The sequence below is a fragment of the Hyphomonas pacifica genome, assembly GCF_000682675.1.
Lineage (GTDB): Bacteria > Pseudomonadota > Alphaproteobacteria > Caulobacterales > Hyphomonadaceae > Hyphomonas > Hyphomonas pacifica.
Window position 1 is genome coordinate 48,841 of sequence record NZ_AWFA01000006.1, and the last position, 21,087, is coordinate 69,927.

Consider the following 21,087-nt stretch of genomic DNA (forward strand, 5'->3'; position numbering starts at 1 on the left):
GGAACTTAAATGCCGCCTACCTCAGGCAAATTGCGGAGCGATCTTCAGGTTGCGAACCCAGCCAATCTTTTCCATGGCCAACAGGATGGTGCCATTATAATCGACGATCCGGTTCCAGATGCCATGGCGCGGACGGTGCAGGGCGCTGATCGGCTGGTCATGATGGTGATCGTGAAACGCTTCGCCACCGGTCAGCAGGCCAATCAGGTGATCCGCCCAGAGCGGCGTTTTCAGATGGCCCAGCACATTGATGCCATAGACCGTGGCGTGGAATTGAATGGCCCGACCGATCACGACGCTGGCATGGATCAGCGCAGTCAGCAGCAGCGAGCCGCCTGCCAGCCATACGATCAGATAGATCACGGCCGGGATGACCAGATGCACCACCAGGCTGATCTCATTGTAGAAGCGGTCCATCCAGACAATGACCGGCTGGTTCTTCAGCCACATGGCGAGCGGGCGATCCATATCTTTCTTGTCGCGGAACAGGATCCAGCCAACCCAGGCCCAACGTTTGGACTCAAACGGATTGTGTGGGTCACCGGGCTTGTCGGAGAAGCGGTGGTGCTGGGAGTGGTAATTGACCCAATCCTTCACATTACCCTGCATGGCGATAACAAGATTGATCATGGTCAGCACTTGGCCCGGCACGGCCAGTTCGCCTGCGCGGTGCTGTAGGATGCGGTGCAGAGGTCCAATTCCGGCATTGCAGACAAAGATGGACGCTGCAACCGTGGCGATCGCGACGGGCACATACCACCAATGGAAGGTCAGCGAGGACAAGAGTGCGCCTAGTAGAACCATGGTGATGAACAGGGCTGCGCCCAGCGCCGGATAGCCAAAGGCAGAGAAGAAGCTGGGAAAATTGAACGTTTTCCACGTCTTCGGAATGGCAAGCGAGCGAGGCAGAGTCATTCAGGTGTCTCCTCAATGTCCGCGCCCCCGCGCGGATCTTGTTTTCATAAATTTCCGCTGAGCGGACCTATAATCTTTAAAGCCGGAGGAGGGGGCGCGTAAAGGATGCAGATGCGTCTCTGACGCAGTCGTGAAGACAAGTGTGGCGCAGGGGTGACGAGTGAGGTACAAAACGTGTACAAGTCTGTGAATAGTTGAGGCCAACCGGGCGGGAGGGGCTGAATGGCGGATGACCGTCGCCTGTACGATTTGCAACGGCTCCACACTTTGGGGCTGGATCTGGAGTCCAGTCAGGACGAGGCCGAGCTGAAAAGCCCCTGCCTGCTGACAGAGGATTGCCGTGAGTCCGGTGAGAACAGCCTCACGCTGAATCTTGAGACCGAGACATTCCACTGCGTAAATTGCAATCAGTCTGGTAGCTTGCGTGAGCTGGTCCGCGCCCTGGAAGGCGGCGCTCTTGTGCCGGTTAGCCCCGCCGAGCCAAAACCGCTGGAAGTTACCCGCATTGTTGACGCCGATTATACGCCGGTTGAGGTAAAGCCTGTTCAGGCGGTCGCGAAGAAGGCTGAGCCTAAAGTGCTGCAACTGAAGGACGCCCAGCGCATTCGCACACCTGAAGAGATCAGGATGGAGCATAAGCGCGCCAAACAGGCTGCGCGTGAAGGGCGTCATACGGGTGAGAAGATCATCATCACCCTTCTGGCGCTTGTCTTTCTTGGCGCCGGACTGTCGGCAGCCGCGCTCAGCGGCTTCGCCAATTATCAGGCTTTTTCCAGTTCCGTTGCCGATCCGCTGCAGGCGGGCGTCTGGGGCTGGACGGGCGTAATTGCGGCGGTCGTCTCCTTTGGTGGCTTTACCTTCTTCTATTGGCATACGGCCAACAGGCGCATGAAAGAGGGTGTTCGGGCGCTATTTTTCGCGTTGGCCGGGGCGGGGACATCCATTGTCGGCACGCAGATGTATATCGCCGCCAACAACAAGGCCGCAGAGATGGAGCAGGTGCAGGCCAGCTCCAATCGTGAAATCCTTGAAAGCCAGATCGCAGACTGGCGCCGCCAGCTTGAGGGCATTCCGGCTGATACGCGCACCGTAGAGGGGCTTGAGACCTATCTCGCAGAGGTTGAGCGGGTCGGGCGCACGCATCAAAAGCCATATCGCGATGCACAAAACGAATTGGGGCTTGCAAAACGCCGGGACGAACTGCAGGCCAAGATCGAGACGGCCAATGCAGAGCTGCTGGGCACAGGCCAGGGCGAGATTCTCGTTCAGGCACAAACGCGCACCTCCATTCCGGGATGGTTCTTTGCGGGCATGCTGGAACTGTTTTCCAGTCAGGGCACATCCATCGGCCTTGTCGCGCTGCTGATCCTGTATGGTCGACGTACAGTTAACCCGCCGACTGGCAGCGTTAACGCTTGAAAACCCTCAAAAAATGAACCTTTTCGGGCCCGAGGCATAGAATCTGTGAAGCAACGCTCTGGTGCTTCTCCATCCAACTTACAAGCCGGTACAGAATGTACCGGCTTTTTCTTTGCTGCGTAGCAATCCTTATGGAATCATGGCGTGCTTCTTGCGGAGTGAGGCCTGAACTGCACTATTCTTTGCAATATGTGCGGGAGATTGCCAAACGGGGCCGAGAGGACAGGAACATGATCCTGAGAACAGAGACAGCATGCCAGTCTGTGAAGAGGTACGGTAAACGGGATGGACGCCCGGCATGAATTTGTTCTTCCGTTTTCTGCGCGTTTTCCTGCCAGCGTTTTTCTCCCGCCAGCGAACCAATCTGCTGGATGTGCACATCGTCAAATCCGCCGTCTGGCTGGGAGACCAGGACCCGATGGGGCACATGACGAACTCACGATATTCCTCTTTCACAGACCTCGGCATCATGAATTTCATGGGCCGTACCGGCACGCTGAAAGCCTTCCGAAAGCGAGGCTGGATGCCGGTGATCCAGCATGAATCCCTTACCTTCTACAGGATGATGAAATTCCCGCAAAAGTTTGAACTGCGTACACAGATGGTGGGCTGGGAGGATTGCTATATCTGCTTTCGGCACGAGTTTCATAGCAAGGGTAAGCTGATTGCCGAAAGCCGCATGGTTGCCCGTCTGACAGGCCGCCGGAAATCCAGGGTGACGGCAGAGATGGCGCTGGAAGCGCTCGGGCTTTCCGTCGAAAGCCCGCAACTGGGCCAGCGCTATCTGGATGCGATTGCAGACCTTAAGGCAAAGGCCGCTGAACGTGCGGCCGAGAAGGCCTAGGGTTTCAGCTCAAAGGCGCTCGGCAATAGCTCGGCCAGTGTCCAGCTTTCAAGGCCGCTGCCATCTGCTGCGAGGCTGAGCACTTGGCAGTCCGGTCCGCCAAGTTCCGCAATCTTCTGGCGGCAGCCCCCACACGGCGTGAGGCCGCCCTCACCACCGATAACGAGGACCACCGAGCAGCGTTTGCCCCCGGCGGTGATCATGGCGCCCAGTGCAGACGGCTCGGCGCAGGTGCCCATAGGATAGGACGCATTCTCGACATTACAGCCCGCAAAGATACGGCCCTGCTCATCCAGCACCGCGGCCCCGACCTTGAAGCCGGAATAGGGCGCATGGGCGTTTTCTCGCGCAGCCATGGCTGCCTTTGTCAGCCGGTCCATCAGGGCGTCATCGATCTGGCGCAAAAGCGATATCCTCTGGTCAAGCACCTGCTTAAACATTAGGCAGGATAGCCTTGTGTATAGTTTGAAAGACTTAAGATCTGGCGACCCATATGACGAAATTACCCCTCATCATAGATTGTGATCCCGGTGTGGATGACGCCGTCATGCTGATGATGGCGCTGGCCAGTCCTGTGCTGGATGTGCGGGCCATCACCGCCGTTGCCGGCAATGTGCCGTTGCCCCTGACCAGCCGGAATGCGCGCATGATGTGCGATCTGATGGGACGCACGGATATCCCCGTTTATGCTGGCTGTCCGCGTCCGATGGTGCGCACGCCTGTCACAGCGGAGGAGTTCCATGGCGAGAGCGGCATTGCAGGGCTCGACCCGTTCAGCCCCGAAACGCCGCTCGCGCCGGACCATGCTGTTACCGTGCTGATCGATCAATTGCGTGCCGCCGGGCCAAAGGGGCTTTCCCTGGTCGTGACCGGGCCAATGACAAATATCGCTGCGGCCATCGTCATGGCGCCCGATATTGTCGAGAATATTGACCAGCTCATCCTGATGGCTGGGGCGGACACTGAAGGCGGAAACATCACGCCTTTCTCCGAATTCAACGTGTTCGCAGACCCGCACGCCGCCCAAATTGTGCTCAGCTCTGGCGCGTCAGCCACGCTGTTGTCACTGGATGTGACACATCAGGTGCGGGCCGTGCCGGAAAGGCTCGACGCATTCCGCGCAATACCCGGGGAGCGGGCGGCCATTCTGGTAAAGCTGCTCGAAGCGGCGAATAGGCTGGAGCAGAAATGGAAGGGCAAGAGCACGCCGATGCATGATCCCTCCACCATTGCGTGGCTGCTCGCGCGGGAGCTGTTTGACAGCAGGCCTGCCGCAGTTTCCGTGGAAACCAATGCCGGCGTCCGCTTCGGGCAGACCGAGGTGTCGCGCACACAGGATGGTCCGCACACATGGGTGACGCAGGCCGATGCGGACGGTTTCTTTGAGCTTCTGAAAAGCCTGGTGGAGGCTGCATGATTACCGTCGTCGGATCGATTAATCTGGACATCGTCGCGACTGGCCCGAAGCTGCCGCGACCGGGAGAAACAGTGACTGGCGCAAAGCTCGCCCGCCATCCGGGCGGGAAGGGGGCCAATCAGGCACTTGCGGCCCGACGGCTCGGCGCACAGGTCCGGCTTGCCGGAGCTGTCGGCGCAGACGACATGGCGGAAGAAGCGCTCAAACTGCTTCAGGCGGGCGGCGTGGACTTGTCCGGCGTACAACATGTGAATGGCGAAACCACCGGCGTGGCCCTGATCGCCGTCTCGGCGGATGGCGAAAACCAGATTGTCGTGTGCCCCGGCGCGAACACCGTGCTGCGCCCGTCGGACATAGAATTCCTGGACATCGAGCACATGATGGGCGTGCTGGAAGTCAGCCCGGAAACCCTGCTGGCCGCTGCCCGCAAGGCAACAGGCTTTGTCAGCCTCAACCTGGCGCCTGCCATGGATGTGCCGGACGAACTGCTGGCGGCCGCGGACCTGATCAGCGTGAATGAAACAGAGGCGGCCTTCTATGGTGGCGCCCTGCATAGGCTGGATGCCTGGATCGCCATCTCGCTCGGTTCGGAAGGCGCAACGCTGTGGCGCGGCGGCAGGGAAGTCGCGCGGGCCGAGCCACCCAAGGTGACCGTCGTGGATTCTGTCGGGGCAGGGGATACCTTCACTGCAGCGCTGACCGTTGCCCTGATTGAGGGCAAGTCACCCGAGGATGCCCTGCATTTTGCAGTCGTGGCGGGCGCGGTTGCCTGCACCAGACCCGGCGCGCAACCCAGCCTGCCAAAGCGGCTGGACCTTGATGCCTGGCTTTAGTCGCAAGGGTTTCACATGTCAGGGAATTGACGTGACCGCCAGATAAGCCTTTCTGGCCATAGGTATGATGTTTGGAGGTGGCGCTATGCTCCGTTTGATCTGCAGTGCAATCCTTGGGGTAGCCCTCGCCTTGCCGGCGGCCGCCTGGGGCAAGACCGGCCACCGTGTCGTCGCCGCCATCGCGGACGAATATCTGAGTGACGAGGCCGCCGCGGCGGTGGAAGACATTCTTGGTCCGGAGAGCATGGCAGAGGCCGCTGACTGGGCCGACTTCATGCGCTCGGACTCCTCAGACTTCTGGCGCCGCGAAGCCAATCCCTGGCACTATGTCACCATCCCGGAAGGCGAGACCTACGCGGACATCACGCCGCCGCCAGAGGGCAATGCGATTACAGCGCTGGAGCATTTCCGTGCCATTGCCGTGGACGAGACCCAGCCGCTGGAACAGCGCCAGTTGGCGCTCCGCTTCATCATCCACCTGGTCGGCGACCTCCAGCAGCCCCTGCACGCCGGCAACGGCACCGACCGGGGCGCAAACCTCTTCACCTGCTACTTCTTCGAAGACCTGACCAATCTGCACGAAGTCTGGGACGAATTGCTGATCAATTATGAGGAGCTGTCCTACACAGAGTGGACCGACTGGCTGACCTCCAAGATCACGGCCGAAAACATCCTCGTCTGGTCCGCCGCAACGCCCGCCGAGTGGGCAGACGAGAGCGCAGCCATCCGTGACCAGATCTATCCGGACCACCAGATCCTGAAGTGGGAATATGTCTACCAGACTCGCCCGATCCTGCGTCAGCAGCTCTCCAAAGGCGGCGTCCGCCTCGCGGCGTATCTGAACGAGATGTTTGCGGAAGGCGCGACCGAGTAGCCCACGCTTGTCATGCTTCGACTTCGCTCAGCATGAGCACTTCGGATTTTCAGCACCGTGCGAACTCATCCTGAGCGAAGTTAAGGGATGAACGGGCCGGCCTTTTGCTCTTAACTCGCCCGATTAATCCGGCGGCGTTGGACGCTGGAGGGGATGTTGAGGCTTTCACGATATTTGGCGACCGTACGTCGGGCGATTTCGACGCCGTAGCCGGTCAGGATTTCCACGATCTGGTCGTCGGAGAGTACATCGTCGGCATCTTCACCATCGATCAATTGCTTGATCCGGTAACGTACAGCCTCGGCGGAATGCGCTTCGCCGCCTCCGGTTGCCGGGATGGCGGCAGAGAAGAAGTATTTCAGCTCAAAGAGTCCGCGCGGTGTGGACATGTATTTGTTGGTCGTCACGCGGCTGACGGTCGACTCGTGCATCTCGATGGCATCCGCCACCTGTTTCAGGTTGAGCGGCCGCAAATGGGCGACGCCATGCGCAAAGAACGCGTCCTGCTGGCGGACAATCTCGCTCGCCACTTTCAGAATGGTGCGCGCGCGCTGGTCTAGGGATTTAATCAGCCATGTGGCAGACGCCGCGCATTCGGAAATAAATTCCTTCTCCTTGTCCCGCATCGGGAGCGCCGTGACTTCGGCATAATAGGCCTTGTCCATCAGGACACGGGGAAGATTGTCGGAATTCAGTTCGACGGCGAACATGCCATTCGGCAGTTCCCGGACGAACACGTCCGGCGTCACCGCGACAGACGCATCGCTGGAGAAGCCTGATCCAGGCTTGGGCGACAGCTGGCGCAGCTCCGACATCATGTCGAGTAGGTCTTCCTTGCCGACGCCGCAGACCTCTGCGAGGCCTTTGAGGTCGTGCTTGGCGACCATTTGCAAATTCTCGACCATGGCCTCCATGGCCGGGTCATACCGGCCGCGCTCCTTCAGTTGCAGGCCGAGGCATTCGGGAATGGAGCGTGCCATTACGCCTGTGGGGTCAAAGCCTTGGCAAACGTCCAGCACCGCTTCTATGTTCGCAACATCTGCACCGAGCGCTTCGGCTATGTCTTCAAGGTCGCCGCGCATATAGCCGCTATCATCTGTCTCATCAATCAGGCGAGCGGCGATCAGGCGATCTGCGGCAGACAGGCCGGCGAGATTCAATTGCGTGTGGAGATGTTCGTGCAGGGATACTTCGGAGCTGAGATTGGCCGTGTAGTCGAAATCCTCGCCCGAGCCGTTGCCGCCAACGCCGGACCAGTCCGCCTTGGCGGATGGGCCGCTATTGCCGGCGGGCATGGCCGCATCAGATCCGGTGCCAGGCTCGTAGACATCCTCGCCAGGCGCATCCAGTTGTTCGCGCGCTTCTCCGAGGCCGGAGGAATCGTCAAGGGACAGCTGCTCGTTTTTGCTGGAGCTATCTGTCTCATTATTGCCGCCATCAGTTTCCTCTGCCTTGTTCAGCAGGGGGTTGCGCTCGATTTCGGCTTCCACGAACTCTGTCAGTTCCTGGTTTGAGAGTTGCAACAGCTTTATCGCCTGCTGAAGCTGCGGCGTCATTACCAGAGACTGGCCCTGGCGCATGTCGAGTGACTGTTTCATTCTATAAGCCCGCGCCTTTCCTCAAGCGGCGAACTGTTCACCCAGATAGACCCTGCGCACTTCCTCATTCGTCAACACATCTTGCGGTGTGCCGTTGAACAGGACTTCGCCTTCATACATCACATAGGCCCGGTCCACGATCTGCAGCGTCTCACGCACCTGGTGGTCTGTGATCAGAACACCCAGGCCGCGCTGCTTCAGATAGCGGACAAGTTCGGAAATGTCGGAAATGGCGAGCGGGTCGATACCGGTGAACGGTTCATCCAGTAGCATGAAGCTCGGACGGGATGCGAGCGCGCGGGCAATTTCCACCCGGCGGCGTTCGCCCCCGGAGAGGGACGTGGCCGCCTGGCCACGTAGATGTTCCACATGCAATTCGCTGAGCAGGCTATCGACCTGTGCCATTCGCGCTGCGCGGTCCTTTTCGACCAGTTCCGCAACGGCCAATACATTCTCTTCCACGCTCATGCCCCGAAAGATCGAAGCTTCCTGCGGAAGATAGCCCACGCCAAGGCGTGCGCGCTGGTACATGGGCAGACGGGTCACGTCTTCACCATCAATCGAGATCGTCCCCGAATCGGCGCCTATCAGGCCCATGATCATGTAAAAGCAGGTCGTCTTGCCGGCCCCGTTGGGTCCGAGCAGGCCGACAACTTCCCCGCGCTGAAGGCTGAGAGAGACATCGCGCACGACCTGTCGCTTGCCAAAAGACTTGGCAATATTCTGCACGACAAGACCTTCGGCCGACTCGGTCATCTCTACACTACTTCCTTCATATGCCGGGATTTTTGCCACCCGAAGAAGGGCTTAATCTTACATACTTAAGATCGGCTTCACGATCCTGCTTAAATTTGTTCAGTTCCCGCTGGATTTGTTCTCAGGATCAATCACCATACGTGTGCGCCCATTGCCCCCATCCAGCGTGGTGCGGCGCTTGCCGACCTCTACTGTCAGCACTTCGCCCTCGGCCACATCACGTTCGCGCATCAGGGCAATATTGCCGGTCATGGTGATGGTATCTCTGGAGGCATCATAACTGCCGCGGTCGCCCTTCGCTTTCATTTCCGGTGTGATATAGAAGACATTGCCTTCCGCCAGCATGGTCTGAATTTGGCCAAAGCCCCCACCCAGGCCGCCTGCAGAGGTTTCTTGTCCTGCGGCACGTTCGGCGAAAATCAGCGTGACAGTATCAGCGCGCAGACGGGCATCGCCCTGCTGAATGTCCACATTGCCGATCAGCAGAACCTTGCGTTCCCGCTCCAGGCTTTCGGTGCGTTCGGAGTTCAGGTAGATCGGGCCGCCTTGGGAGGAGATCTGCGCCGCAGCCGGCATGGTCAGGGCCGTCAGGGCCGAAAGGGCAACGAGAACCTTATTGAGAGCCATCAGCTTCACCTTCACCTGTTACGGGCGTCTCCTTAGTTGCAGGATAGATCACCGTTTTGACATTTCCCTTGCAGACGACGCGGTTGCCATCTTCAAGAACTTCATACGTGTCGCAACTGATATCGCCAAGAGGCCCTCTGCCTTGCAGAGGGGAGAGGCCCTCGACACGGCCTTCGCCGACAAAGACACGGGCGCCGGAGGTCATGAACGTATATCCGTTTGCGTCAGAGATTCGCACATCCTCGTAAAGTTCCAGAATGCCGGCATCGCGATCATACATGCCTGAGGGGGCGCTGATCTCACTGCCGGTTTCATCGATCAGAACGGGATTGACCAGATCCACCAATGTGCCGGTGGCGCGGCGGCGGCGGGCGGCATCTGCCGTGATCTGAAAGCTTTGTCCGGTTGAATCCCGCCCAGAGAAGCGTGGGTTCAGCATGGTGATGGTTTCATCCTCAGACACCTGCACAGGGGAGGTATCCTTCGCAATGGCGCTGCGGATGATGTAGCCGAGGAACAGGCCGATCGCGATGGCGGCACAGGCGGTGAAAGCCAGACGCAGATAGCGGACGCGCTGCGACCGTTGGCGCGCCTGCGCCAGGGTCAGCTGGCGGCGTGGAGCCCATAATGATGCCGGGTCGTGATGCTTTACGGCGTCCATGCCTGCGGGGAGTGCCTGCTGTGAATTAGTCTGAACCTGTTTAGCGCCCTACACTCACTAACGAAAGCGGCGAAGGCATGACAATGCCGTCAGCTATGGGCGAAAATGTCTGTTTCGTCCCAGCCGGCAATGTCGAGCCGTGCGCGAATGGGCAGGAAGGCGAAACAGGCTTCGGCCAGTTCCAGTCGGCCCTCACGCTTCAGCATCTCTTCCAGCCCTGCCTTGATCCGGTGCAGGTGCAACACGTCAGAGGCTGCATATTGCAGCTGTGCATCGGTCAGTTCGTCTGCACCCCAGTCAGAGCTTTGCTGCGCCTTGGACATGTCCACGCCGGCGATTTCGCGCGCCACATCCTTCAGGCCGTGACGGTCTGTATAGGTTCGTGCCAGTTTGGAGGCAATTTTGGTGCACCAGATCGGGCCGCAATCGACATCCATCCAACGCTTCATCATGGCCACGTCAAACCGGGCAAAGTGGAAGATCTTGAGCACATTCGGGTCGCTCAGCAGCTTCTTCAGATTCGGGCAGTCATAGTCCCGATTCAGCTGCACGAGATGCGCGCTGCCGTCTCCGGAGGAGATCTGCACGAGCGTGAGATGATCACGGCGAAGGTTCAGCCCCATCGCCTCGGTGTCGACTGCCACGACCGGACCAAAGTCCAGCCCTGCGGGCAGATCACCCTTGTGTAATTTGATGCCGTTCATGGCGAGGCTGTAGCATGACAGGCGTTAAGGGCAAGTGTCCGGAGTGACTTCAGGCTGGTCCCTGTTCGCGATGTGCAGTCTGAAGCGCGGTGTCGAGTGCCGAGAGGAAGCGCGAGCGGTCTGTCTTGGAGAAGGGGGCCGGTCCGCGGCTAATGCCGTCGCCTAGGCCTGCACGCAGATCGGCATGGATCGCGCGAACTGCAATGGCCGGTCCGATTGAGGCGTCCGTAAAGGGTTTGCCAGTTGGCGATAGAACTCGCGCGCCCGCCTTCAGACAGCGGTCGGCGAGCAGGATGTCCGCCGTGATCACGATGCTGGACGTATTGGCCTCTTCGGCGATCCAGTCATCTGCAGCATCGAAACTGTCGGTTACCATTTTGCGCGAAATCAGCGCGTGCCCGGGAATGCGCATATAGGAATTGGCGACGATCACAACCGGCGCCTTGTGACGCAAGGCCACCTTATAGATCTCATCCTTGACCGGGCAGGCATCGGCATCAACCAGGATGCGGATATCCGTCATGCTTGGGCTCGCAATTTGTGGATCAGGCAGGGCAGTGTTCTGCCTGGAATGGGGCTCGGTTCTGTCTTCTCGATGAGAACCGCGCCCATATGCTCGTAAAAGCCTGCGGCCTGCGGGTCAGAGACAATCAGCAAATCTTCTGCGCCATTCTCCTGCGCCGTGCGACAGGCCCAGACATACATCATCTTGCCTGTGCCTTCTCCCAGCCGGTTCGGTGCCACATAGAGTTTCTTCACCTGGGCGAGCGTGTCTGTGTTCATGGAGAGCTGCACCATGCCTGCCACACCGCGCTTGTCCTCGGCCACCATCAGAGCGTCGGTTTCCAGTTCCTCTGGCTTCAGGGTCAGGTCTTGCCGGAAGGTGTTCAGCATCTTGCCGTCATAGCCCCAACTGGCTTGGGATCTGAGGCACATGTCTGACAGGCCGGGCAACTCTTCCGGTGTGGGGGCTCTCAGGATCATGTTCAGTGTCCTTTCAGGGCGGAGGTGGATGCTTGACTCATAGTGCTAAAATGTTCTCATTGTGTTCTAGTTATGTTTTCTGGTTACCAGCATGCGCCAACCGACCGAGATTGAATCTCTATACATCGATTTTGATGCTTTCTTTGCCAATGCTGAAAAATTGCTGCGGCCAGAGCTCCGCGATCGTCCTGTTGGTGTTGTGCCGCTGGCCTCTGAGCATACCTCCCTTATCGCGCGATGCTACCAGGCGAAGGCTTATGGACTGAAGCGCGGGACCTCGGTGCGTGAGGCACGCCAATTATGTCCGGAAATTGCCCTGCCCCTGGCCCGGCATGATGAATATGTTCGCCTGCACCACAAGATACTTGAGGAACTCGACCGCCATGTGCCGGTGCGCAAGGTCTGGTCTGTGGATGAGATGGAGTGCAGCCTGCTGGGAACGGAGCGGACCCGGGGGCCAGATATCGCGATGGCCATCCGCCGTGGGCTTAGCGAGAATGTTGGGGCATGCCTGACAGCCTCCATCGGTCTCGCGCCGAACCAGTTCCTGGCCAAGGTGGCCGCAGAGATGGACAAGCCGAATGGTTTTGTCATGCTGCGTCCGGAAGACTTGCCGGGGCCATTGTTTGATCTCGACCTGACGGACCTGCCGGGTATTTCCAGCCGCATGCATCTGCGGCTGGTTCAGGCTGGCGTGCACACGGTGGAGCAATTCTGGAATCTGTCTCCAAAACAGGCACGCGCCATCTGGAACAGTGTTGAGGGCGAGCGTCTCTGGGCGCAGCTGCATGGCTATGCCGTGTCGCGGCCGGAGACGGAGCGGCGCATGTTTGGTCATGGCCGCGTCCTGTCGATGGAATGGCGCGACCCGGTAAAGGCGCGGGACTGCCTGCGCCTGTTGACGGCCAAGGCAGCGCGGCGACTCCGTCGGGAGGGCTATTTGGCGGCGGGTATTCATGTCTCTCTACGGGCTCAGGCGGGCCCGCGCTGGCGCGGGGACATGTCCTTTTTTCCTGCGCGGGATGATCACACCTTCCTGCACAAGGCGTGTGAGATATTTGATGTGGGCGTAGAGGCGCTGGGCGGCGGGCGCCTGAAGAAGCTGTCTGTTGTGCTGCACACGATCAGCCGACCGGGGGAGGTCAGCGCTGATCTGTTCGAGCATGCCGATCAGGTCTCCAGCCGCTCGCGTTGGGAACGGGTGACGGATGCGATGGACGCCCTGAATGCGCGCAATGGCGCCTGTGTGGTTTCACTGGGCCCACGCAAGGAACCGCCGGGCGGCTATGCCGGGGCCAAGATTGCCTTTGGCCGCGTGCCAGACCTCAATGATTTTCTGACGACCCGGCCGGACTGACGCAAGGCGAGGGCTTGCAGCGCCAGCCAATCGGCCTTCCTTTAAGCCCACAAAAAGAGAGAGTTCACATGTCACCAGCCCCGGTAAAGACCCGCATCACAGAGATGCTTGGCATCGAGAAACCCATTATTCAGGCAGCCATGGGCTGGATCGCTCGTTCTCAACTGTCTTCTGCAGTCTCGAATGCGGGGGGCATGGGCATTATTGAAACGTCTTCCGGTGAGCTGGACGCCGTGCGGGAAGAGATCAAAAAGATGAAGACGCTGACGGATAAGCCATTTGGCGTGAACGTCGCCCAAGCCTTTGTGCGCGATCCGGATATCGTGCAGTTCGTGATTGATCAGGGGATCAAATTCGTCACCACGTCTGCAGGCGACCCGATGAAATATACCTGCATGTTAAAGGAAGCCGGGCTGACTGTGTTCCACGTTGTTCCTTCGCTCCAGGGCGCCCTGCGCGCGATTGAGGCCGGAGTGGACGGTCTGATCGTGGAAGGCGGAGAAGGGGGCGGCTTCAAGAATCCGAAGGATGTTGCCTCAATGGTGTTGATCCCGCTGGTCTGTGAACATGTGGATGTGCCGGTTGTGGCGGCTGGCGGTATCACGGATGGTCGCAGTATGGCCGCGGCCTTCGCGCTGGGTGCAGAGGCCGTGCTGATGGGCACGCGTATCCTGTCCTCGGCGGAAAGTCCGGTTCATTCCAATTGGAAGGAGGCGATCATCAAGGCGGAGGCCACCGATACGGTCTTCCTCAATCGCTCTGGACCCGGGCCGGCGCTGCGCGCTTTGCGGACGGAGCGCACGGACCGGATTCAAAAGGAAGGCGTGGAAAACATCTTCGGAGAGTTCGCCAATACGCAAGATGTCTATTTCGGCGGAGACCTCGAAGCAGGTATCGCGTTGACTGGCCAGGTTGCAGGCCGGATCACGGACGTGAAGCCTGTCGCGCAGATTTTCGAGGAAACTCTGGCTGAATATCATGACGTAGTGTCGCGTTTGCCGAGATAAGTCTTCTTGAGACTGGTTCTTGCGGGCTTTGACCTCTAAACAGGGGTAAAATCACTAAAAAGGATCAGGACTCGATGAAAACATACCTGCTTGGCGGCGCGGCGGCGTTGGCCCTTAGTCTTGCGGCATGTGGACAGAAGGCGGAAACCTCGGAAGAGGATGCCGTCATAGCTGGGGCTGAAGTGTCTGAAGAAGAAAGCGAAGGCCTGCCTGAGATCATTGTGACAGACGCAGAACTTGAAGGAAACCCTTTCCGACAGGAATGGGATACACCCTACGGCGTGCCGCCTTTCGCCGAGATCCAGGATGCACATTATCTGCCTGCGACCAGGAAAGCTGTTCTGGAATTACGCGCAGACATCGACGCAATCGTCAGCAATCCGGATGCGCCAACGTTTGAGAACACGATTGTCGCCCTGGATGGTGCCGGGGCCTCGCTCGACAAGGTAATCCGCGTGTTCAGCAATATAACCAGCACGGATACGAATGACACGCTGAGAGAGTTGGAAGCGGAAATTTGGCCGATGCTGACGCGCGAGCAGACGGCGATCAGTTTCAATCCCGAGCTCTTTGAGCGCGTCAAGGCAGTCTACGAGCAGCGCGACCGGCTAGGTCTGGATGAGCAAGACGCTCGCTTGCTGGAGCTGACCCATCGTGATTTCGTGCGCAATGGCGCAGACCTCGCGCCGGGCGTGAAGACACAAGTGGCCAAGATCAATGAGGAAATGTCCGGTTTGACCACAGAGTTCGGCCGCAATCTTCTGCTGTCGACCAAGGATTTCAAGATCGAGATCACCGACGAAGCCGAGCTGGTTGGTCTGTCGGAAGACTTCAAGGGAGCCTTGAAGGTGAAGGGCGAAGACAAATGGGTGCTGACGGTCGACCGTTCTGTCTATGAAACCTTCATGACGCAGAGCGAAAATCGTGACCTGCGGGCGAAGATGTTCGACGGCTACCGTCTGCGTGCCTCTGAAGGCGAATATGATAATGGCCCGTTGGCCATCAAGATCGCCCAGCTGCGCGCAAAGAAGGCGGAGCTGATGGGTTACAAGTCCCACGCTCATTATCAGCTTGAAACGCGTATGGCGAAAACGCCTGAAGCGGCAGAAGAATTTCTGCTCCGCGTCTGGGAGCCGGGTCTGAAGCGCGCCAAGCAAGAGCGCGCCGACATGCAGGAAATGGTCGGAGGCGAGTTCCAGATCGCCGGTCATGACTGGTGGTACTATTCCGAGAAGGTGCGTCAGGCGAAATATGCGTTCGATGACAATGCGCTGAAGCCCTATTTCGAGCTTGGCGCTGTGCGTCAGGGTGTTTTCGACGTCACCTCCAAGCTGTTCAACATCTCGTTTGAGCCTGTCGAGGTCGAGGCTTGGAACCCGATCGTTAAATCCTGGACCGTGACAGACAATGAAACCGGTGAATATCTTGGCCTGTTCATGGCCGACATGTATGCTCGCGACTCCAAGCGCGGGGGTGCCTGGATGAGTTCCTATCGCGGTGCTTCGGATGTGGATGGCGATAATGTCCGCCCGATCGTTACCAATAATTTGAACCTCATCCAGCCGGTCGAAGGCGAGCCAACCCTGATGAGGTTTGACGAAGTGGAGACGCTGTTCCACGAATTCGGTCACGGTATGCACGGCATGCTGACGCAGATCCGCTACAAGACCTTCTCCGGCGTGAATGGCCCGCGGGACTATACCGAATTCCCTGCCCAGATTCTGGAGCATTGGGCGGGGGCCCCGGAAGTGCTGTCGACCTTTGCAACGCATTATGAGACCGGTGAGCCGATCCCGCTGGAACTGATCGACAAAATGAATGCGGCGGCGACCTTCAATCAGGGCTTCAAGACCACGGAATACATCGCGGCGGCTCTGCTGGACCTGCGCTGGCACATGCTGACGTCCGAAGAAGCAGCTCAGATCACCAATGCACGTGAGTTTGAAAAGAAAGTGCTGGAAGAGTACGGTCTGATCCCGGAGATCGAGCCGCGTTATCGCACTCAGTATTTTAGCCACGTCTTCGCAGGTGGCTATTCGGCTGGCTATTACGCCTATCTCTGGTCTGAAATCCTGGATGCTGACGGCTTCACGGCCTTCCGCGAGAGCGGCGACATCTTCGACCCGGAGCTGGCGGCGCAGCTCAAGAAATGGGTTTATGAGGCTGGTGGCCTGCGTGAGGCTGACGAGCTGTACCGCAATTTCCGCGGCTCTGATCCGACCATTGAACCGCTGCTACAGATCCGTGGTTTTGGCGAAGAAAAGCCGAGTGAAGGCTAAGGTTGCGGCTTGATCAGCCTAAAAGGAAAGCCCGCCGGTTTGATCCGGCGGGCTTTATTATGCCTCAACTGTTTGGTCGGGGTCAGGCTGGCGTGTCAGCGGATTCGCGGCAGACAATCGCGCGGACCTGCTCTTCCGTCGTAGCCTCTCTCAGCGCATCCCGTACAGCGCTCTGGCGATAAGCGCGGCTGACCTGAGCGAGAGCCCGCAAATGGTCTGCCCCAGCTGTTTTTGGGGCCAGAAGCATGAAGACAAGATCGCACGGGCGCTCATCAATGGCTTCAAAATCCACCCCGTGAACCAGCCGCATATAGCCGCCTATAGGGGTTTCAATGCCATCAAGGCGTGCATGGGGAATGGCAACGCCCTCTCCCACGCCGGTTGATCCCAGGCGTTCACGCTCCATAACGGCATCTTCAATCAGCCGCGGGCTGAGACCCACTTTTTCAGCCAGGGCTTCTGCCAAGGCATGAATGGCCTGTTTCCGGCTTGTCGCCTCGAACGATGGTATGATTACCCCGCCTTCGAGCAGGGACGTCAGATCAGTGGCCATGAAGTTGCTTTCCGTCTTCCGGCTTAGGTCTTTCGGGCATTCTCCGGGTCTACCCACCCAATATGCCCATCTGGGCGGCGGTAGACCATATTCAGGCCCTCATGGCCAGCATTTCTGAACATGATTGCCGGAACTTCCTGCAGTTCAAGCTGCATAACTGCCTCTGAAACGCTCATCGTCCGGATCGAAACCGAGGTTTCGGCAACGGTCAGAGGCGTATCATCGGTCACTTCGATCACGTCGTCTTCATCGCTGTCATGGCCATTTACCTTGAACACGGACTCCGAGGCCAGCTCAGATGGCATGGGCGCGGACGTGCCAGAATGATGGTCTTTCAGGCGGCGCTTGTAGCGGCGCACGCGCTTTTCCATCTTGTTCAGGCTGTCTTCCAGCGCGGCATAGGGGTCTTCCGCCTTGCCTGTGGATTGCAGAATAATGCCGGAGGGCAGGTGTACATTACAGTCAACTTCAACAAACGGGCCCTGCTGGGAAACAAAAACGCGGGCGTCTCCTGTTCGGTTGAAGTATTTACTGACGGCCGCCTCCAGTCCGGTTTCAATACGGCTCCGTAGAGCCTCTCCGAGATCCATATGCTTGCCAGTAATCTGTATCTGCACGGGCGGTCTCCTTTTTTTGTTTTAAGGGTCTGATTATGACCCAGAATTTGGCCGGAAGCGAATCTAATCGGCCTTATATTTGAGTTGGGGCTGGGGCGGGCCTGTCTCAAGCCTTTACCGGCGAATATCAGCTGTCCTGAACCTTAAATTTTGTACGGGAAATACGGGACATCCCTCACAGCATTCCTCCTGCGCTTTCATCTTTTTACATGAAGGAACGCGGCAACAGCAGCCATGCAGAGCAAGGCTTAGGATAGCGGTAATGACTTGCCGACATGCTGGATTAGACCTGAAAATAGCTGTTTAAAACAGTGAAAGCTGATTGCCCCTGCCTATGCCTTCTCGTGCCGCCCCCGATATGAGCGCCTCGCCCATGATGGACGGAGATGATATTCTTTACCGTATCGCCTTTGAAAATGCGGCAGTCGGCATTGCTTATGTTTCACCCGAAGGCAAATGGTTGCGCATGAATCAGCGGGTTGCCGAGATGTTCGGCTATACGCTGACTGAGCTCGAGACGTTGTGCTTTCAGGATATCACCCATCCGGATGATCTGGATATCAATCTCGACTACCTCAGAGAGGTAAATTCCGGACGTCGCGAGGGCTACAAACTGGAGAAGCGCTATCTTCACAAGGCAGGCCATATCGTCTGGGTAAATCTCAGTGTCAGCTGCATACGTGATGCACAGGGCAGAGTGCGCTATTTCATTTCTGTTCTGGATGACATTACGGAGCAAAAGCAGATCCGCCAGGCGCTGGACGAGAGTGAGGCCCGCTTTCGCGCCTATCAACAGACTAGTCCTGATGGCTTCATGATTTTCCATAGCCTGCGCGATGGAGAAGGGGAGATCATCGATTTTGTATGGGATTTCGTGAATCCGGCAGGTGAGGTGATATCGCAGCGTTCGAGAGCGGACCTGATCGGTGCGCGCATGCTGGAAAATATGCCGACACATCGCAGGCTTGGCCTGTTTGATGCTTACAAGAAAGTCGTTGAGACCGGCGAGACCTGGCAGGGCGAAGTCAACTACCCAAGGAAAAGCGGTGAAACAATCTGGCTGCGGATTACGGCGGCCAGGGTTGATGATGGCTTCGCGGCTGCATTGCAGGACATCACCGACCGCAAGGATGCTGAAATGCGCCTGCTGGAAAGCGAGGATCGTCAGCGCAGTATTCTGGACAATGTTGTGGCCTTTGTTAGCCTGCTGACTCCAGATGGCAATATTCTTGAGGCAAACACGCCCTCCCTTGTGGCGGCCGGACTGCAGCGCCACGAAGTGATCGGCAAGCCTTTCTGGGATTGTGCGTGGTGGGACTATGACCCGCAGGTGCAGGCGCGAATGCGTGATGCTGTTTCGCGCGCTGCATTAGGCGAACAGGTCCGCTTCGATGTGGAATTGAATGGTACCGATGACAGGCGAATGCCTATTGATTTCCAATTGGCCCCTTGTTTTGACGAGACGGGGTGTGTGAAGCAAATCATTTCCTCTGGCGTCGACATTACTGAGCGCAAGCTTGCCGAAGCGCATCGCGAGATGTTGGTGCGGGAACTTAGCCACCGCGTGAAAAATTCTCTTGCCATGGTCCAGGCCATTGCGTCCCAAACCATGCGCGTGGAAAGCTCCATTGAAGCCTTTCGAGAATCCTTTTCTGGGCGTTTGCGAGCCATCGCGGCCTGCCATGACCTTTTGATAGCGACGACACGTGCCTCCGCGAATATCTCGCAACTGGTCAAGGAGCAGGTCTCTCCGTACACATCCCCACAGGCTGAGCGTGTCAGTATGTCAGGTCCGCCACTTATTCTCGGGCCTGAGGCTGCTTATGCATTCGGTCTGATCCTGCATGAATTGGCGACGAATGCCGTGAAGTATGGTGCTTGGTCGAATGAGTCCGGCAGTGTAATCGTCAGCTGGAGCGGGGGCCGTCGCGAGGATGGCAGGAAAGGGGTGATCGTTGAGTGGCGGGAGGTTGGCGGCCCGGAAGTCTCGCCACCTAATCGGAAGGGCTTTGGCAGTGTGCTGATAGAGCAGAGCCTGTCACACTCTCTGGGGGGGCAAGCTCACATTGATTACGCGCCAGAGGGGCTGACTGCCCGTTTTCAGTTTCCGGCCGAGGGGGTGGCATGAAGCGTTCGGTGCTGGTCGTCGAGGACGACTTTCTCATCGCCTATGATTTGAAGATTCAGCTGGAGGAGCGGGGATATATTGTTACAGGCCCGGCCGGTAGTGTGGAAGATGCGCTTGCGGCCCTGGAGAAACATGACATCTGTTCGGCCATTCTGGACATTGACCTGCACGGGAAACCTTCTTTCCCGGTGGCGGAAGTGCTTAGGGAGAAGGGTATTCCGTTCCTGTTCCTGTCTGGGAATTATTCTTGGGAATTGCCACCTGAGCTATCGGATTCCCTCGTTCACCCCAAGCCGGTCAGTGTAATGAGGCTGATTGGTGAGCTGAATGATTTGTGCACGCCAGACTGCTGCTAATCTTGCTTACAGGCCGCGAATGGGGCCCTTGAGGGGTGTTTCCCCGCTCTGTGGCCCTGCCTTTCCGGGGTTTTTTCCGTAGTCATGCTTTTTCAGCAGGCCTCTGAACTGATGATAGGTCAGGCCAAGGAAATCTGCGGCCTTGCCCTGATGGCCCTCTGACAGGCTGAGGGCCTCATCAATCAATTGCATTTCGAAGGCTGCCACTTGCGACGGGAAGTCTGCCGGAATGGTCTCATCCTGCCGAATGCGCGCCGGGTCTGCTTTCAGGGCAGGCGGGGCCTTGGGGGTGCGTCGGGATTTTGGCCGCCAAGGCGAGTCAAATGGGTCCAGCGCGCTTTGGTCAAACAGCACCGGTTCATCTGGCGACAGCATCATTGAGCGGTGCGCCAGCCGCTGGGCAAAATTGCGCAGTTCACGGACATTTCCCGGCCAGTCATGTGCTTCCATGGCGGCGACGGCAGAAGGGGCAAAGCCTGGAAAGTCCTGCGCCATCTCTATCGCCATGCGCCGAGCAAAATGATCGGCCAACAGGCTCGCATCTCCGGGGCGCGCGCGCAGCGGCGGCAGGGTGATCACGTCAAAGGCCAGCCGGTCCAGCAGGTCGGCGCGAAATTCGCCGCGTTCGACCATGGAGGGCAAGTCAGCATTCGTAGCGGCAATGATACGCACATTTGTGGTGAGGACTTTTGACCCGCCCACGCGCTGGAATTCGCCATATTCGATGACGCGCAGCAGCTTTTCCTGCACCTGTGCGCTCGCCGTGGCGATCTCGTCCAGAAAGATCGTGCCGCCATCGGCCAGCTCAAACCGGCCGCGACGCATCTCTGTCGCGCCTGTGAACGCGCCGCGCTCATGGCCGAACAGTTCTGAGTCCAGCAGCGTCTCGGAGAGGGCCGCGCAGTTCACCTTGATGAACGGGCCGTCCCAGCGTTTTGAAAGGAAGTGCAGACGCTCCCCGATCAGTTCCTTGCCGGTTCCGCGTTCTCCGATGACGAGGATGGGGCGGTCCAGCGGCGCTACGCGAGAAACATGCTCCTGCGCACTCAGCCAGGCCGGCGCTTCACCAATGAGTTGGGTATTATCGCTAATCATTTCGTCAAAATAACTAAATACTATGAATAAATCCATATTTAATTTTAGTGGTATTGACGAAAT

Annotated in this window: 22 protein-coding genes; 10 read left to right on the plus strand and 12 right to left on the minus strand. The window is 58.2% G+C overall.

Annotated features, from left to right (window positions below; translation table 11 throughout):
- Nucleotides 1-21 precede the first annotated feature (21 nt).
- Nucleotides 22-915, minus strand: coding sequence for a stearoyl-CoA 9-desaturase (locus HY2_RS03050; RefSeq protein ID WP_034824612.1), 894 nt, complete (start codon nucleotides 913-915; stop codon nucleotides 22-24).
- 222 nt (nucleotides 916-1,137) lie between these two features.
- Between HY2_RS03050 and HY2_RS03055 the strand changes: the two genes are divergently transcribed.
- Nucleotides 1,138-2,334: a hypothetical protein gene (locus HY2_RS03055; RefSeq protein ID WP_034824614.1), complete on the plus strand. Its 1,197-nt coding sequence runs from the start codon at nucleotides 1,138-1,140 to the stop codon at nucleotides 2,332-2,334.
- 298 nt (nucleotides 2,335-2,632) lie between these two features.
- Nucleotides 2,633-3,178 carry a thioesterase family protein gene (locus tag HY2_RS03060; protein WP_034824616.1) on the plus strand — a complete coding sequence of 182 codons (546 nt, stop codon included), beginning with the start codon at nucleotides 2,633-2,635 and terminating at the stop codon, nucleotides 3,176-3,178.
- Here HY2_RS03060 and cdd read toward each other — a convergent pair.
- Nucleotides 3,175-3,618 (minus strand): cytidine deaminase, encoded by a 444-nt coding sequence (cdd, locus tag HY2_RS03065; RefSeq protein WP_233346192.1) that lies wholly within the window; start codon nucleotides 3,616-3,618, stop codon nucleotides 3,175-3,177. The genes HY2_RS03060 and cdd overlap by 4 nt on opposite strands.
- A gap of 53 nt (nucleotides 3,619-3,671) precedes the next feature.
- On the opposite strand from cdd, the gene HY2_RS03070 reads away from it, so the two are divergent.
- From HY2_RS03070 to HY2_RS03080, 3 genes are all read left to right on the plus strand, one after another.
- Entirely contained in the window at nucleotides 3,672-4,595 is a 924-nt protein-coding gene (locus HY2_RS03070; RefSeq protein ID WP_034824617.1) for a nucleoside hydrolase, read from the plus strand.
- On the plus strand, nucleotides 4,592-5,428 hold the full coding sequence (locus HY2_RS03075; protein ID WP_034824620.1) for a ribokinase: 837 nt from the start codon (nucleotides 4,592-4,594) through the stop codon (nucleotides 5,426-5,428). The genes HY2_RS03070 and HY2_RS03075 overlap by 4 nt, the downstream gene beginning before the upstream one ends.
- Before the next feature lie 85 nt (nucleotides 5,429-5,513).
- On the plus strand, nucleotides 5,514-6,302 hold the full coding sequence (locus tag HY2_RS03080) for a S1/P1 nuclease (RefSeq protein ID WP_034824682.1): 789 nt from the start codon (nucleotides 5,514-5,516) through the stop codon (nucleotides 6,300-6,302).
- A gap of 110 nt (nucleotides 6,303-6,412) precedes the next feature.
- Here the strand turns inward: HY2_RS03080 and rpoN are convergent, their stop codons facing one another.
- The 7 genes from rpoN to HY2_RS03115 all read right to left on the minus strand — a co-directional run bounded on the left by rpoN (nucleotide 6,413) and on the right by HY2_RS03115 (nucleotide 11,632).
- On the minus strand, nucleotides 6,413-7,900 hold the full coding sequence (gene rpoN / locus HY2_RS03085; RefSeq protein ID WP_034824621.1) for an RNA polymerase factor sigma-54: 1,488 nt from the start codon (nucleotides 7,898-7,900) through the stop codon (nucleotides 6,413-6,415).
- 21 nt (nucleotides 7,901-7,921) lie between these two features.
- Nucleotides 7,922-8,656, minus strand: coding sequence for an LPS export ABC transporter ATP-binding protein (gene lptB, locus HY2_RS03090; RefSeq protein WP_051594656.1), 735 nt, complete (start codon nucleotides 8,654-8,656; stop codon nucleotides 7,922-7,924).
- A 99-nt stretch (nucleotides 8,657-8,755) separates the two neighbouring features.
- Nucleotides 8,756-9,283, minus strand: a complete 528-nt coding sequence (locus tag HY2_RS03095; RefSeq protein ID WP_034824623.1) for an LptA/OstA family protein — start codon at nucleotides 9,281-9,283, stop codon at nucleotides 8,756-8,758.
- Nucleotides 9,270-9,944, minus strand: a complete 675-nt coding sequence (lptC, locus tag HY2_RS03100) for an LPS export ABC transporter periplasmic protein LptC (RefSeq protein ID WP_051594657.1) — start codon at nucleotides 9,942-9,944, stop codon at nucleotides 9,270-9,272. Before lptC ends, HY2_RS03095 begins: the two co-directional genes overlap by 14 nt.
- 89 nt (nucleotides 9,945-10,033) lie before the next feature.
- Nucleotides 10,034-10,648, minus strand: a complete 615-nt coding sequence (locus tag HY2_RS03105) for a ribonuclease D (RefSeq protein ID WP_034824625.1) — start codon at nucleotides 10,646-10,648, stop codon at nucleotides 10,034-10,036.
- A gap of 49 nt (nucleotides 10,649-10,697) precedes the next feature.
- Nucleotides 10,698-11,162, minus strand: coding sequence for a YaiI/YqxD family protein (locus HY2_RS03110; RefSeq protein ID WP_034824688.1), 465 nt, complete (start codon nucleotides 11,160-11,162; stop codon nucleotides 10,698-10,700).
- A 5-nt stretch (nucleotides 11,163-11,167) separates the two neighbouring features.
- Nucleotides 11,168-11,632: a GNAT family N-acetyltransferase gene (locus tag HY2_RS03115; protein ID WP_034824627.1), complete on the minus strand. Its 465-nt coding sequence runs from the start codon at nucleotides 11,630-11,632 to the stop codon at nucleotides 11,168-11,170.
- Between the two features lie 91 nt (nucleotides 11,633-11,723).
- On the opposite strand from HY2_RS03115, the gene HY2_RS03120 reads away from it, so the two are divergent.
- The 3 genes from HY2_RS03120 (at nucleotide 11,724) to HY2_RS03130 (ending at nucleotide 16,275) form a co-directional block, all read left to right on the plus strand.
- Entirely contained in the window at nucleotides 11,724-12,989 is a 1,266-nt protein-coding gene (locus HY2_RS03120; RefSeq protein WP_034824629.1) for a Y-family DNA polymerase, read from the plus strand.
- A 29-nt stretch (nucleotides 12,990-13,018) separates the two neighbouring features.
- Nucleotides 13,019-13,996: an NAD(P)H-dependent flavin oxidoreductase gene (locus tag HY2_RS03125; RefSeq protein ID WP_407066576.1), complete on the plus strand. Its 978-nt coding sequence runs from the start codon at nucleotides 13,019-13,021 to the stop codon at nucleotides 13,994-13,996.
- Nucleotides 13,997-14,070: 74 nt separating this feature from the next.
- On the plus strand, nucleotides 14,071-16,275 hold the full coding sequence (locus tag HY2_RS03130; RefSeq protein ID WP_034824633.1) for a M3 family metallopeptidase: 2,205 nt from the start codon (nucleotides 14,071-14,073) through the stop codon (nucleotides 16,273-16,275).
- A gap of 82 nt (nucleotides 16,276-16,357) precedes the next feature.
- Here HY2_RS03130 and HY2_RS03135 read toward each other — a convergent pair whose 3' ends face one another.
- The gene (locus HY2_RS03135) at nucleotides 16,358-16,828 is read right to left on the minus strand and encodes a PTS sugar transporter subunit IIA (RefSeq protein WP_034824635.1); all 471 of its coding nucleotides are present in this window, start codon (nucleotides 16,826-16,828) and stop codon (nucleotides 16,358-16,360) included.
- A 23-nt stretch (nucleotides 16,829-16,851) separates the two neighbouring features.
- Nucleotides 16,852-17,445, minus strand: coding sequence for a ribosome hibernation-promoting factor, HPF/YfiA family (gene hpf, locus HY2_RS03140; RefSeq protein WP_034824637.1), 594 nt, complete (start codon nucleotides 17,443-17,445; stop codon nucleotides 16,852-16,854).
- Between the two features lie 358 nt (nucleotides 17,446-17,803).
- On the opposite strand from hpf, the gene HY2_RS16590 reads away from it, so the two are divergent.
- Together HY2_RS16590 and HY2_RS03150 are read left to right on the plus strand one after the other, a co-directional pair.
- Nucleotides 17,804-19,573, plus strand: a complete 1,770-nt coding sequence (locus tag HY2_RS16590; RefSeq protein ID WP_162173275.1) for a sensor histidine kinase — start codon at nucleotides 17,804-17,806, stop codon at nucleotides 19,571-19,573.
- A complete protein-coding gene (locus tag HY2_RS03150; protein WP_034824639.1) occupies nucleotides 19,570-19,929 on the plus strand; it encodes a response regulator in 360 nt (119 codons plus the stop codon). The genes HY2_RS16590 and HY2_RS03150 overlap by 4 nt, the downstream gene beginning before the upstream one ends.
- A gap of 6 nt (nucleotides 19,930-19,935) precedes the next feature.
- Here HY2_RS03150 and pspF read toward each other — a convergent pair whose 3' ends face one another.
- On the minus strand, nucleotides 19,936-21,060 hold the full coding sequence (gene pspF, locus HY2_RS03155; protein ID WP_241762384.1) for a phage shock protein operon transcriptional activator: 1,125 nt from the start codon (nucleotides 21,058-21,060) through the stop codon (nucleotides 19,936-19,938).
- Nucleotides 21,061-21,087: the final 27 nt, after the last annotated feature.